We start from the raw sequence: 14,009 nt of genomic DNA, 5'->3' as shown, positions 1-14,009 counted from the left end.
TTAAATAAGTGATTTACAGTTATTTATAAGCTATTCGGTGAGTAAATTTAAAACTTAAAATGACTCACCGTTTAACTCACATTTACCTTGATATTCTTTGGGGTTTCTTGATATGATATAAAACAATAAACCCTCAAATTCTATGAATTTGAGGGTTTTTGACCTTACTTAGTGTAAGTGTGGTCGGCTTCCCAGTACAATTTTCAAATCACTTTTTAGAAGATTTGAAAAAAGCTATTAAATGAAAATAAAATATAAGTATGTTTAAATCAACAATTTAATAGCGAAAAAGTAATAAACACTTAAAAACTGGAGAGGAAAAAAAATAAATGGTTCGAACTTTCATTATTTTTTTTCATTTCGTTTTTTGGCACAATGAGTATTGTTAAAACTGAGTGCTATGAAAACACGTCGACTAAATAAGTGGCAACAATCGTCCGTTACTGCTTGCGTTTTTCTGTCTATAGATTATATATCGTTTTACTGCATGGATTGTGAAGCGAACTATCCAGTTTGTAGTCAGTGGTTGCCCGAATTGTTTATCTATTAACCTGTAATCAGGAAGCAATCTCCAATTCCGCCCATAGAAATTCACTTCGGTTGCCGCTGAAACCAAAGCCTATCAGAAGATACCGCAAATCCTGTCTTTTAAAGATGAGCAGGGCGAGGATCAGATGAAACAGCAGATAGAAAGCAATTACCGTCAGATAAAAGCAGACATCCTGCATATTATTGAGAATGAAATGGAGCGCATCAAAAACGACCCGAACTTACAGCATCTGGTGCAATCGGAATAGTTCAAATTAATTATATTCTATACCCGTTAGAACACCCGACAATCTTCTAACTTTCACCACCCTGGCAAAAAAAATGAGAAAAAATTTGTGTAGTTAAATAACTACGCTTATATTTGAAGTCAAATGACGACACAATGAAATTAAGACGAGATGTATTTCAGGCTATTGCTGACCCAACGCGAAGAGGGATACTCCTGTTGTTGGCAGCTCAGCCATTGACGGCAGGGGCAATTGCTTCCAATTTTGATACGGCAAGACCTACAGTTTCAAAACACATACAAATCCTGACGGAATGTGAACTTCTAAAACAGGAACAGCAAGGCAGAGAAATTTATTATCACTTCAATCCACAAAAAATGAAAGAAATAGCAGACTTCATCGAACCTTTCCGACAAATGTGGGAAGCTAAGTTTAATAAACTGGAGGCCGTCATGAAAAAATATAAAAAGAAGTAATTAGATGGAACAGAAAACAAAAATCAATGCCGAAGCTGGCAAACAGGAATTAGTAATAACCAGAACATTCGATTTGCCGGTAGAGTTGCTATTTAAGGCCTATTCAGAAGCCGAACTTATTGAACAATGGATGGGAACAAAAGTGATAAAACTTGAAAGTAAAAATCATGGTAGCTATCAGTTTGAAACGTCATACCAGGGCAAGGTAGCCTTTAAAGCCAACGGAACAATCCACACGGTGGTTCCCAACCAGAAAATCATCCGGACATTTGAAATGGAAAATGCGCCTATCGGTGTCCAGCTTGAATTTCTGACCTTTGAAAAACTTAATGAAGATACCAGCAAATTGAAGATTCAAATCATTTATCAGTCGGAGGGACATCGAGCTGAACAACTCAAACTACCTTTTGCGAGTGGGCTAAATATGGCACATGACAGGCTACAGGAAATTATAAACAAATTAAAATAGCAATTTATGGAAAAGCGAAACAAAATCATTTATTGGATCACAACGGTATTTCTCTCCATCGGAATGACGGCAGGTGGCATACAGCAAATGTTACAAATTGGCGGATATAATGAAATTGTAAGTTCATTGGGTTATCCATTGTATGTTTTAAGTATTCTTGGTGTATGGAAACTATTAGGAGTGGTAACTATTCTTATCCCCAGATTTTTGTTATTGAAAGAGTGGGCTTACGCAGGATTTTTCTTTGCCATGTCCGGTGCTTTCATTTCCCATTTAGCTGTTGGTCAGCCATTCACGGAAGCCTTACCTTCGTTAATATTATTATCCGTAACTGTTTTGTCTTGGTATTTCAGGCCAGCGGATAGAAAAATTAATTTCAACAACAATTAAAATAAATAAAAACATGGCTCATAAAATAGATTTTAAGAATGTCACCGTATTGGGGTTAGAATCATCTCCCGTGGCAGAAGCACTCGCCGGTTTGCGGGCAAATGAAGCGCGTTATTTCATGAATAAGTACAAGGCTGAATTTATGACTGAACCCGCCTCTGAAAGTCAAGATACCATTGACTGGGTGCATAAGATTTTAAAAGAAGAACGAAATATAGAGATTGAGGCTAAACCACTGGAGACGGCAATCATGAACGTTGAAAACATTAAATGGGTGTTTGTGTTTTACGAAAGCGGTCTTGGGATTAATGTATTATATCCGCTCGATAACCCCAAGAAAAGAGCTGTTGGTTTCAAGCTATCCGAAGGAATGGAAGTTCCAAATGAACTATCCAAGTTTAAGTTCGCCAGACAAAAATCCAAATTGGCAGGCACCATTCGGGGTACGTTTTTCGTAATAAAAGGCGAATATTAAAAGTAAAGAAGCATTTTATGGACAAAACAAGACTTTCAATTGTATTAATGCTCTTCTGTGCAGGTATCGCAGTGCTTTCAATTGTAGTAATGCTCTTCCGCACGGGCATAACAGCTCATGGTCAGTCGACGAACCATGACTATGTAACGACTGATGACGGCACAAAGTTATTTGTTAAAAAATCCGGTACGGGACCAATATGTATTTTTATTCACGGCGGGCCGGGAGCTTGGAGTAAATCCTTTGAGGGACTTGTTGGCGACAATCTGGAGAAGAATCTTTCGATGGTGTACTATGACCAGCGGGGATGCGGCCGTTCACAGAAAGCTGCAGAAGGTGACTACTCCCTGACAAGGATGGTTAAAGATATCGATTTAATACGCGAGCACTATGGTGCTACAAAAGTGTATCTGATGGCACATTCTTTTGGGGGCATTCTGGCTCTAAATTATGCATTAAGTCACCCTGACCGGGTAGAGGGGCTGATATTAGTGAATTCAACGCTCAGCATGCGTTATTCCATCGAAGGTCAGATCAACTATATAAACCATCTTTTGCAAACGAATTATGCTGCGCCCGATAGTACTTCCGCTTCCTTGATCTCCACATTTATGAAGGCCAAGAAAGCACTGACCCAGAAGGGACTGGCCTATAAAATGCTTTCTGATAATAAAATCAATGTTGACCGTGTTGAGGAAATTGACACCCAGAATCCCAGTGATTATGATTTTGCCAAACATGTCTTTACAATAAATGATTACTGGCGGGATTATACGCCTATGACCCAAGAGGTCAGTTTGCCTGTTTTGATCATCGCTGGGGAGAAAGATCATTCCATAGGTAAAAATCACTTTTCCTTGTTCCATTTTACTAACGGAAATGTCAGGAAAATTAACGGGGGGCACATACTATATTATGAAAAAAACAAGGAGTTTATCACTTCCATACTTGGTTTCATAGATGGAAATTAATGCTACCCCCGTTTCTGCGATTATCTAACTTGGGTCTGCGACTCAATAAGGGAGGATATTGGTTCAATTTATCCAGAAAAAGTGGTATTTAAAGAAAACAAAGTTCGAACCGCCAGAAGGAATGAATTTATAGAATGCATCAACTTGATTAACAAAGGATTAAGGCAAAATAAAAACGGGACAAAGTTAGATATTTCTACTTTGTCCCGTCAAGTCGGGGTGGCAAGATTCGAACTTGCGACCTCCTGCTCCCAAAGCAGGCGCGATAACCGGGCTACGCTACACCCCGAATCCCGAAGGTCTGCAAAGGTAAAAATTAAATCGTATTTCCAAAAAATACATCAACATTCTTTTTTAAAAAAACAACTTTCGTATTCCAAAAAATATCGCTAATATTGCAGCTCGATTTTTACGGGATAATAATCGTCATTAATTACTCAAAATCATGGATTTAGTAAAGTTTGTAGAAGATCAAGCGGTAACAAAAAATGAGGTTCCCGCATTTAAGGCAGGGGATACTGTTAGCGTTCACTATAAAATCCGCGAAGGAAACAAAGAGCGTGTCCAAGTATATCAAGGTGTTGTTATCCAACGCAATAGCATTGGCACCAACCAAACCTTTACGGTACGCAAGATGTCAAACGGCATCGGTGTGGAGCGTATCTTCCCGGTAAACTCACCGAACATCGAGAAAGTGGAAATAAACAGCCACGGTAAAGTTCGCCGCTCTAAGTTGTACTACCTGCGCGGCCTTACCGGCAAAGCAGCTCGTATCAAATCGAAGCGATTCTAACCGCCCCGGCGTTTTAAGCTATAAAAAAGGAAGCTTTCTTTTCGAGGAAAGCTTCCTTTTTTATGTCCCATGGCCGTGGTCACGGCCCTTCAGACAACCCGTACTTAAATTCATAACGTTCGAATAGCTGCTTATGCAGGTCGTCGAGGTTGATATCGCGCCCTTGGATAAAGGCGCGTTGGATGTCGTTGCCCAGCATATCCAATGCATCGCCATCGGAAACGATCACATTGGCATCCTTGCCTACCTCCAATGTGCCCGTACGATCGTCGATACCCAGTATCTTGGCCGCATTGCTGGTAATCGTGGCCAGCGCCTGCTCCTTATCTAAACCATAGGCTGCCGCCGTGCCGGCCATGAAAGGCAGGTTGCGCTGCTGCCAAAAGCCTTTTATGCCATAGGCCACCAATATGCCGGCATCCGTCAGTATTTTTGCTTGTTTGTAGGGCAGGTATACATCCACGTCTGTGCCGGATGGCAGGGCGTGTGCCTGCTGCATGATGACCGGCACCCCATTATCTGCCAGCAGCCCGGTAACCAGGTGGGCCTCTGCCCCACCCACCACTACCGGCACGATACCGTGCCGCTTGAGGGTAGACACGGCAGCGATGATATCGACGGCCTTGTTGGCGTGTACATACACCTGCCGGTTGCCCGCAAATACCGGCCTGAATGCTTCAAACCGTGCATTGGTAACGGAGGCATCGGCCAGTTCGGCATAGGCCTTCGCCTGCCGCAGGAAATCCTCCAGCTGCATCATTTCCGCCTGCACCGCCTCCTTCTGGGCGTCGATATCCGCCGATCCACCGCCATAGCGGGAGAACCGCAGCGTGGGCCAGTGGATATGGATGCCTTCATCGACCGTATAGGCCGCGTCTTCCCAATTCCAGGCATCGAGCTGCACCACGGACGACTGGCCCGATACCAGCCCGCCCTGCGGCGTAACTTGTGCAAGCAAAATACCGTTGGACCGCAGTGTATTGATTACTTTGGAATCCGTATTATACGCAATCAACGAACGGACATGGGCGTTGTTTTCGCCCACTTCGGCATCGTCTACGGTAGCCCGCACCGCCTCTATCTCTACCAGCCCCAGGTTGGTATTTGGCGCAATGAAACCGGGGTAGATATGTTTGCCGGTGGCATCGATAATCTCCACGTCATCGGCTGGCGTTGTTGCGGTGCCCACGTAGGTGATCTTCCCCCGCTCGAACATGACGGTACCTTGTTCGATGACCGTACCATTGCCCACGTGGATGGTACCCCCGGTAATCGCCACCGCCTGCGCCTGCTCCTTTGCGGGATAGATGGTGGGTTGTGCGTGCGTAGTGCCGGCAAACAGCAAACCAACCGCCGCTGCACCCGTAAGCAGATATGTTTTGATAGCATTCATCATTATCGTGTTAATCCATGTGATCTTCCAATTCGCCGACCTCGCCGATGGTATCGCAGTGGTATTCCATATTGGGCTGCGCCGTGGGGCGCTGCGTTACACCACCGCCGCTTTTGGCCTCTAGCGATTTACGGATAAGCCGTGCACGCTCGGCCGCAAGTGCCTGTTGCTTGGCCGCGTCCGCATCGATATCCCAATATTTCACGCCGTCTACAAACGTCTTTTCGGCCTTTGCATAAATCGAAAGGGGCTTATCGCTCCAAACCACCACATCGGCATCTTTGCCCGGCGCGATGCTCCCCACCCGGTCATCTACGTGCAAGATTTTGGCGGGGTTGAGGGTAACCATCTTCAGGGCCTCTTCTTCACTTACGCCACCGTACTTCACCGCTTTGGCCGCCTCCTGGTTGAGCCGGCGCGCCATCTCCGCATCGTCCGAGTTGATAGCCGTCAATACATGCTGCTTATGCATCAGGTAGGCGTTGTACGGAATGGCCTCCTGCACTTCCATCTTATATGCCCACCAATCGGCAAAGGAAGCACCGGCGATCTGCCTGCTGGCCATTTTGTCGGCCACCTTATAACCTTCCAGGATATGGGTAAACGTATTCACCTGGAAGCCCATGCTGTCGCCAACATGCATCAGCATGTTGATTTCCGACTGCACGTATGAATGGCAGGTGATGAACCGTTCCTTGTCAAGAATCTCTACCAACGCATCCAGCGTAAGGTCGCGCCGCAGGGTGGGGTCGTTTGCCTCCATGCGTGCCCGATACTCCTTGGCACGGGTAAACGCATCGTAGTAAACCTGCTCCACCCCCATACGGGTCTGTGGAAACCGGCTACCGCTGATACCCCAGTTGCTTTGCTTCACATTCTCGCCCAGCGCGAACTTGATGAAACCGTCGTTGGCGCCGAATTTCAACCCTTCGGGGTTCTGCCCCCAACGGAGCTTGATGAGTTGCGACTGGCCACCGATGGAGTTGGCCGAGCCGTGCAGCAGGTGCGAGGTGGTGACCCCGCCCGCCAACTGCCGGTAAATATTGATATCTTCTGAATTGACCACATCACCTATCCGCACCTCTGCCGTTACCGAATGTGAGCCCTCATTGACTCCACGGCTCACGGCGATGTGCGAATGCTCATCGATGATGCCCGGTGTGACGTGCTTGCCGGTGCCGTCGATTACCGTGGCGCCGGCGCCCGAGAGCCCCTGCCCCACGGCCTTGATTTTTCCGCCGGCAAGGAGTACGTCGGTATGTTCAAGGATGCCGTCTGCTTCGTTGGTCCACACCGTGGCGTTTTTAATCAACACCGTCTCGGCCTGCGGCAATACGGCATTGCCATAAGCTATAAATGGATAGATCACTTCCCCTTCGGAAACGGCCTTCTTTTTGGGCGCCCGCTGCTTCGCGGTAGCCGTGTAGGGGGCGGCATAGCTGGCTGCCCATGCGGCGGAAGTGCCATCTGGCTGTACCACTTCTCCTTTCAGCTCCAGCGGGTCGGCATCGGCAAGGTAGCCACTGATGCGGGTACTGCCCGCCTGCCCTTTCGGGTTGAAACTGAACGATAGCAAATCGCCCGTCCGCGCGGCGGTTACCTTGGTCTCCGCGGTATCGCTCCCTATTTTGAGGTGGGCTGTCAGCTTGCCGTCGTCGTCGTTGATAAACAGGTGCGCAGCACCAACACCGGGCACGGTGGTGGCATATTCGCCTGTGATATCCCGCACGGCAACCTTCGTAGCCACGAATTTCTTGCCCTGCACCCAGTTTTCATAGATGATGGTGCCCTCCTTAAACAGCGTATCGCTGGCGATGATGAAGTTGGCCAGCTTTCCCGCCGCCAGGGTACCCAACTGGTCGGATACCCCCAGCATGTCGGCCGGTATTTCGGTAAGGGCGCGCAGCGCGTAGTCGGGCGAAAGCCCGTTATCCACCGCCAGGCGAAGGTTTGTCCAGAAATCGCGTAGATGGCTAAGCCCGATCGGCGAAATGGCAAAGCGGATACCGGCATCTTCCAACATCGCTGCGTTCGCGGGTGCCATTTCCCAATGTTTGAGCTGGGCCAGCGTCACGTTGCGTGCATCGGCGGGATCTTCCACGTCATACACTTTCGGGAAAACTAGGGGTACGATCAGGCTCGCGCCCGTGGCTTTGACGTCCGCCAGCCGCTGGTATTCGTTACCGCCGGTTTTGATGATATAGTGCGTGCCGAATTCCTTGGCGATCCGATCGGCCCGGAGCACATCGAGCACATCGTCTACCTCGAAAAACTGGGGCAGTGCCTGCAACCTACCGAAAGCTTCCAACGACATGTTGTATTCGTCGTGTTGTTTGGTATACCACTGGCTGTCATAATAGGTTTGCCGCAGCAAGGCAATGGTACCCATCAATGACGTGGGATAGCTGGTTTGGGCGGTGCCCTTGCTGAACGAGTAATGGGCGCCGGCATCCGGGAGGATGATGACCTCGTTTTCGCGGGCATCGGCCAGGGTGGCAACCACGGAGCTTCCGCGGGCAATGCCATCGCGTACGACAGATTGCACCGCCCCGAAACCGATTTTCCGGAGTTCCTCACTTTTTCCGCCATCTACCGCAAAGGTCTCTTTAGCAGCCACCTCCGGGCGTATGGCCCCGTTCCAGCCATAGGCCCCCTTCTTGGTCGATTCGAAGATCTGGGATCGGCGGCCACCGCCTTGCTGGCCATTTGCGCTTTCCTTGCCCTGTCCGTACTCGCTGAACGCATCGATGAACGATGGATAGATGAACTTCCCCTGCAAATCGATGGTTACATAGCCCTTGGGTACCGAGGTGTTCTTACCCAATGCCGCAATGCGCTTTCCATCGACCAGCAGGGTGCCGTTGCGAATCACCTCGCCCGCTTTGACCACGATATGGGCATTCGTGAAAGCAAACAGCCGCGGCCGCTCGTCGTGGGAGCCATTTACGGGAAAGGTTTCTTGCGCGGCCATGACACCACACCACAGCATAGACCAAAGTAACAGGAAGGTTCTCTTCATTTTAGGAATATCATGTGTATATAATAAGGCCTCGCATGATGAGGAGGCACAGCTTACTTCAAATGTAACGGGTTATTTCAAAAAGCAGACAAAAAAAACGCCACGTAATAGGAAAGTTACCCAAAAAATCTTTTATCGATAATCTCGGAAAAAAGCCTACCTTTGTACCCCGTACATAAACGTGATGTTTGAAGCTTTTTTTGGCTTACAACGCGAATAGCATACACCCAAAATTTGTCATGACTAAATACATTTTTGTTACGGGCGGCGTTACCTCGTCGTTAGGGAAAGGTATTATTTCGGCCTCCTTGGCCAAACTTCTCCAAGCACGGGGCTATAAGGTAACCATCCAGAAGTTCGACCCCTACATCAACATCGATCCAGGCACCCTCAACCCATATGAGCATGGGGAGTGCTACGTTACCGAAGACGGGGCAGAGACCGACTTGGACCTCGGCCACTACGAGCGTTTCCTCAACACGGCCACCTCACAGGCCAACAATGTGACCACCGGCCGCATTTACCAGCATGTCATCGATAAAGAACGCGAGGGCGCGTACCTGGGCAAAACCGTGCAGGTGGTACCGCACATTACCGACGAGATCAAGCGCCGGATGTGTATGCTCGGCCAAGATGGCGACTACGATATTGTGGTAACCGAGCTTGGCGGCACCGTGGGCGATATCGAATCGCTCCCTTTTATCGAAGCGGTGCGGCAATTGCGTTGGGAACTGGGCAGCAGCAACTCGCTGGTGATCCATCTTACGTTGGTACCCTTCCTTGCCGCCGCAGGCGAACTCAAGACGAAGCCCACGCAGCACTCGGTTAAAACCTTATTGGAATACGGTATCCAGCCCGATATCCTGGTTTGCCGCACGGAACACCACCTCAACTCGGAAATCCGCAAGAAACTGGCGTTGTTTTGCAACGTGAATATCAATGCCGTCATCGAATCGATCGATGCGCCGTCTATTTACGACGTGCCGCTGCTGATGCTCAAAGAGCAATTGGACAAAACGGCGTTGACGAAACTTAAACTGTCTACGAAGAATGAACCCGATCTGGCCAACTGGAAGGTATTCCTGGGCAAGCTCAAAAACCCAACAGCCGAAATCACCGTTGCTGTGGTAGGGAAATACGTGGAGTTGCCCGATGCTTACAAATCCATCAACGAGGCGTTTATCCATGCCGGTGCCATGAACGAATGCAAGGTACGCGTGAAGTACATCGCGGCCGAAAGCATCGACGACGACAACGTGCAGGAAAAACTTAAGAAAGCATCGGGTGTGTTGGTAGCCCCGGGCTTTGGCGAACGTGGGCTGGATGGCAAGCTGACGGCCATCAAATATGTACGCGAAAACAACATCCCGTTTTTTGGTATCTGCCTGGGCATGCAATGCGCAGTGGTAGAGTTTGGGCGTAACGTGCTGAAACTCAAGAACGCCAACAGCGTGGAAATGGACCCGAAAACCAAACATCCGGTAATCCATCTGATGGAAGCCCAGAAGCAGGTGAAGAACATGGGGGGCACCATGCGCCTGGGTGCGTATGACTGCGAGATAAAAAAGGGCACCAAGGCAGCCACCATCTATGGCAAGCACAAGATATCGGAGCGCCACCGCCATCGCTACGAATTCAACAACGACTACCTTGATCAATACGCCGAAGCCGGCATGGTGGCTTCGGGCATCAATCCAGACAATAACCTGGTAGAAATCGTGGAGCTCAAAAACCACCCTTTTTTCGTGGCGGGGCAGTTCCACCCAGAATTAAAATCAACGGTTGCAAATCCTCACCCACTTTTTGTTAGCTTTGTAGCCGCTTCTTTGACCCATAACAAAGTAGCCAAACAGAAATAGCGAATAGCGCAGATTAAGAAATGGATAGAAATACACTGACGGGCCTGGTATTAATCTTTGTCATCATTGCAGGTTCTTTTTACCTATTGCAGCCTTCGGACGAAGAAATAAAACGCGAGCGCCAGTTGCAGGATTCGCTTGCCCGTGCACGGGCGGGCATTGAAAATGTAACATCCGCAACCACCGACTCCGCCGGAACGGCTCCAACGAGCACGGCACCCGAAATCGATTCCACCTTACTGAATGGACCTTTTGGCCAAGCCATTGCCGGCAACGAACGGATCATCACGCTCGAAAACGAACACATCAAAGCGGCCATCAGCACGAAAGGCGGGCGGATAAAATCGGTTGAACTGAAAGATGAGAAAACCTACGACGGACAGCCCCTGATGCTGTTTGATGGCGAACACAACCAGTTTGGCCTCTTCTTCTCGGCAGCCGGTAAAAACATCATCACCAACGACCTGTACTTTACCACGCAGGGCAACGATATCCTCGTGACAGATCAGGACTCGGCGTCCGTGACTTTCCGCTTGGCTTATGCTGCCGATAAATACATCGACTACATTTATTCTATACGTGGTGGCGACCACAACATCGGCTTCACCATTGTAACCAAGGGCATGCAGGATGTGGTGGCGCCCTCGGAGAAACAGTTGGTACTCAATTGGGAAGCGGCGCTTACCCAAAAGGAGAAAGACATGGACAGTGAGCGCCAACGGTCTACCTTGTATTATGCCCATGCCGACCGAGACGTAGACCATTTAAGCACCACAGAAGATGATGAAGAGGACCTCTCCGAACAACTTGAATGGGTTTCTTTCAAACAGCATTTCTTCTCGAACGTGCTGGTTTCAGAAAACGGTTTCGACGGTGGGAAAATAAACGTGTACACGAGTGCCGATTCGGCCATTGTAAAACTATTTGCCGCCAATCTACGCCTCGATTTCAACCGGCAGGACATCAATACCTATCCCATGCATTTCTTCTTCGGGCCCAACCAATACAAGGTCTTGAAAGCGCATGGATATGGCTTGGAAAAGCAAATCGATATGGGCTGGGGCCCGATGAAATGGATCAATCGATTCATCACGGTGCCGGTATTCAATTTCCTCGATAGTTTCAATTGGAGTTACGGTTTGGTTATCCTCATCCTTACGCTACTGTTGAAGTCGGTGCTTTCACCGTTAACCTACCGGTCGTACGTATCCATGGCCAAAATGCGGGTACTCAAACCGGAAATGGACGAAATAAAGGAGAAAGTGGGCCAGGATAACCCAACGTTACTGCAGCAGGAATACCTCAAACTCTATAAGCAGGCGGGTGTGAACCCATTGGGGGGTTGTATCCCCATGCTGCTGCAGATGCCATTTACCATTGCGTTCTTCTTCTTCTTCCCCAACCTGTTCGAACTGCGGGGCGAGAGTTTCTTATGGGTAAAAGACTTGTCTACGTATGATTCGGTCATCACGTTTTCTCCGCTGCCGCTTATCGGCGTGGATCACATCAGCTTGATGTGTATCTTGATGACGTGCGCCACCTTGTTATCTACGTGGTACAACAATTCGATTTCAGGTGCCGCCAATGCGCAGATGAAATACATCGGCTATTTCATGCCGTTGATTTTCCTTTTCGTACTGAACAGTTTCCCGGCCGGCCTGAACTACTACTACTTCCTTTCTACGGTGTTCACCTTCGGACAGCAGCTCGTTATCCGCCAAATGGTGAACGACGACAAAATCCTGGCCATCATCGAGGCAAACAAGAAAAAGCCCGAGGCTAAGAAAAAATCGAAATTCCAGCAGCGCATGGAAGAATACATGCGCCAGCAGCAGAATAAGCCGAAGGGAAAGAAATAAGTGGCTTAGGGCATGCCGAAATAGCGGAAAAGGTAATACAATGCCCAACCCGCAAACGCGATAAGCAGCACCCATACCCATGAGGGGATGCTTTGGGGTGTCTCACTTCCTTCGATAAGGAACGAACGCTGGTCGCCCTTGCCATAGGCGTTGACCATGATGGGGATAACCCCATCCACCACGGCATCTTCGGTGATCCCTTCCACATCGATGGCCGGCCCATTGCGTACAATAAACGGGATGATGCGGATCCCTTCTTTACCGGTGGGGTCTTTCCCAACGATCTTCAGGGTGTGGGGGCCATCAACCAGTTTCCCGGTATCCAGCTCGAAGTTGATCGGCGACATCACCTCCGCTATGGGTTGCGGATGGTCATCCAGGAAAATGCGTATCTTGCTCTTGCCTTCCATAATCAATCAAGGTCTAAAACATTCCGTTTGATGTGGCTGGGGGTATCCTCGCCCGGGCGCACCAGCCATTTCATGGAATAATACAACGTAATCAGTACGATAACCGTGATCACCCCCACAATGAGGTAATCCCAGTTGTTATCGGGCCCGGCGCCGTGGGCAACGCCCCGCAGCACCTTCGGCTGCTGTTTCTCACATACCGGGCAAGCCCATCCAGCTACCGCCGTTAGCACCGGCATGAGCGTAAGTATGGCCCGTTTCAGGTTATGGTGTCTTTCCATCGTGCTTCTGCTATCTATTGGCGTCCTCTGCCAAGAAATCCAAAATTTCCGTAATCTCATCCGCTGTCACTTCCTTGCCCTTATTACCCCAGCTCGTCCGTTCGTGGTTGATAATGGCCGCTATTTCAGCGGCGCTGAGCTCCATCATGGTGCCGATACCCGGCATTGCGGCAAACTCTGGCCGGGCATCATATCCATTCATGATGATGTCTACATACAACCCTAAATCGTCGCCATTGACAATGCTGCTCTCTTTGAGCGACGGGAAAGCACCCGGTAGCCCTTCGCCGTTGGCCTGGTGGCAGCTTTGGCAGTGGGTGGCATATAACAGCGCCCCGTCAAGCCCGCCCGCTTCATCGCCCGAAGCGGCTTTGGCGGCCTCCCGTGCATAGAGAAACCCGGGCGATGGCCGGCCGTCGGGCAACGGCACCTGTTTGAGTGACTGCAAATAGGCCACCAACTGCAGGGCCTCTTCGGTGGCTACCACTTTGCCTTTACCTTTCTCCAGGTGCGCCTCGGGTACATTCACCACCACGTCGTCGTCTGCGGGGTATGCTTTGTATTCGAATAACCAAGGGTAAGCCGGCATTACCGAAGCTGCTACCACGATACGTGGGTTATACAGGTGTACGAGGTTCCACTCCAGGCTGGGCTGGCGGTTGCCCACGTCGGTCAGGTCGGGGCCCGTACGCTCGGTACCCATCAAGGTTGCCGTATTGCGCCATACATCCGTGCGCGTAATACCGGCATAATCGGCCGCCACGCTGGGCCGTTTCCCCCACTGCCGATCCATATCCACATTGCGCACCTGCTGGGTATGGCAGGCCACGCAGCCGTT

At 49.4% G+C, this 14,009-nt stretch carries 13 protein-coding genes, 1 tRNA gene and 1 pseudogene; 9 read left to right on the top strand and 6 right to left on the bottom strand.

What is annotated here, in order from left to right:
* Nucleotides 1-599: 599 nt before the first annotated feature.
* The 6 genes and pseudogenes from ACO1NT_RS07920 to ACO1NT_RS07895 all read left to right on the top strand — a co-directional run.
* Nucleotides 600-797: pseudogene (locus ACO1NT_RS07920) on the top strand (hypothetical protein); the annotation flags it as partial.
* Between the two features lie 134 nt (nucleotides 798-931).
* Nucleotides 932-1,252 (top strand): ArsR/SmtB family transcription factor, encoded by a 321-nt coding sequence (locus ACO1NT_RS07915; protein WP_286590185.1) that lies wholly within the window; start codon nucleotides 932-934, stop codon nucleotides 1,250-1,252.
* A 4-nt stretch (nucleotides 1,253-1,256) separates the two neighbouring features.
* A complete protein-coding gene (locus tag ACO1NT_RS07910) occupies nucleotides 1,257-1,721 on the top strand; it encodes an SRPBCC domain-containing protein (RefSeq protein ID WP_286590187.1) in 465 nt (154 codons plus the stop codon).
* Between the two features lie 6 nt (nucleotides 1,722-1,727).
* Nucleotides 1,728-2,111 (top strand): DoxX family protein, encoded by a 384-nt coding sequence (locus tag ACO1NT_RS07905; RefSeq protein WP_449048002.1) that lies wholly within the window; start codon nucleotides 1,728-1,730, stop codon nucleotides 2,109-2,111.
* A 13-nt stretch (nucleotides 2,112-2,124) separates the two neighbouring features.
* Entirely contained in the window at nucleotides 2,125-2,586 is a 462-nt protein-coding gene (locus ACO1NT_RS07900) for a hypothetical protein (protein ID WP_286590191.1), read from the top strand.
* A 17-nt stretch (nucleotides 2,587-2,603) separates the two neighbouring features.
* Nucleotides 2,604-3,557, top strand: coding sequence for an alpha/beta fold hydrolase (locus ACO1NT_RS07895; RefSeq protein ID WP_449048001.1), 954 nt, complete (start codon nucleotides 2,604-2,606; stop codon nucleotides 3,555-3,557).
* Between the two features lie 214 nt (nucleotides 3,558-3,771).
* Here the strand turns inward: ACO1NT_RS07895 and ACO1NT_RS07890 are convergent.
* A tRNA-Pro gene (locus tag ACO1NT_RS07890) sits at nucleotides 3,772-3,846 on the bottom strand.
* A 156-nt stretch (nucleotides 3,847-4,002) separates the two neighbouring features.
* On the opposite strand from ACO1NT_RS07890, the gene rplS reads away from it, so the two are divergent.
* Nucleotides 4,003-4,350 (top strand): 50S ribosomal protein L19, encoded by a 348-nt coding sequence (gene rplS / locus ACO1NT_RS07885; RefSeq protein ID WP_449047999.1) that lies wholly within the window; start codon nucleotides 4,003-4,005, stop codon nucleotides 4,348-4,350.
* Nucleotides 4,351-4,429: 79 nt separating this feature from the next.
* On the opposite strand, the gene ACO1NT_RS07880 is transcribed toward rplS, so the two are convergent.
* Nucleotides 4,430-5,746, bottom strand: a complete 1,317-nt coding sequence (locus tag ACO1NT_RS07880; protein WP_449047997.1) for an amidohydrolase family protein — start codon at nucleotides 5,744-5,746, stop codon at nucleotides 4,430-4,432.
* 7 nt (nucleotides 5,747-5,753) lie between these two features.
* Nucleotides 5,754-8,762 (bottom strand): amidohydrolase family protein, encoded by a 3,009-nt coding sequence (locus tag ACO1NT_RS07875; RefSeq protein ID WP_449047994.1) that lies wholly within the window; start codon nucleotides 8,760-8,762, stop codon nucleotides 5,754-5,756.
* A gap of 239 nt (nucleotides 8,763-9,001) precedes the next feature.
* Here ACO1NT_RS07875 and ACO1NT_RS07870 point away from each other — a divergent pair, with 239 nt between their 5' ends.
* Nucleotides 9,002-10,621: a CTP synthase gene (locus ACO1NT_RS07870; RefSeq protein WP_449047992.1), complete on the top strand. Its 1,620-nt coding sequence runs from the start codon at nucleotides 9,002-9,004 to the stop codon at nucleotides 10,619-10,621.
* Nucleotides 10,622-10,641: 20 nt separating this feature from the next.
* Nucleotides 10,642-12,480 (top strand): membrane protein insertase YidC, encoded by a 1,839-nt coding sequence (gene yidC, locus ACO1NT_RS07865; protein ID WP_449047990.1) that lies wholly within the window; start codon nucleotides 10,642-10,644, stop codon nucleotides 12,478-12,480.
* A gap of 5 nt (nucleotides 12,481-12,485) precedes the next feature.
* On the opposite strand, the gene ACO1NT_RS07860 is transcribed toward yidC, so the two are convergent.
* The 3 genes from ACO1NT_RS07860 to ACO1NT_RS07850 all read right to left on the bottom strand — a co-directional run.
* Nucleotides 12,486-12,890, bottom strand: a complete 405-nt coding sequence (locus ACO1NT_RS07860; RefSeq protein WP_449047988.1) for a cytochrome C — start codon at nucleotides 12,888-12,890, stop codon at nucleotides 12,486-12,488.
* 2 nt (nucleotides 12,891-12,892) lie between these two features.
* Complete coding sequence (locus ACO1NT_RS07855) at nucleotides 12,893-13,171, bottom strand: hypothetical protein (RefSeq protein WP_449047986.1); 279 nt, start codon at nucleotides 13,169-13,171, stop codon at nucleotides 12,893-12,895.
* 10 nt (nucleotides 13,172-13,181) lie between these two features.
* A partial coding sequence (locus ACO1NT_RS07850) for a cytochrome c (RefSeq protein WP_449047985.1) occupies nucleotides 13,182-14,009 on the bottom strand: 828 nt, incomplete at its 5' end.

This window comes from Parapedobacter sp. (genome assembly GCF_053550995.1).
This window is presented reverse-complemented; position numbering and strand designations above follow the sequence as displayed.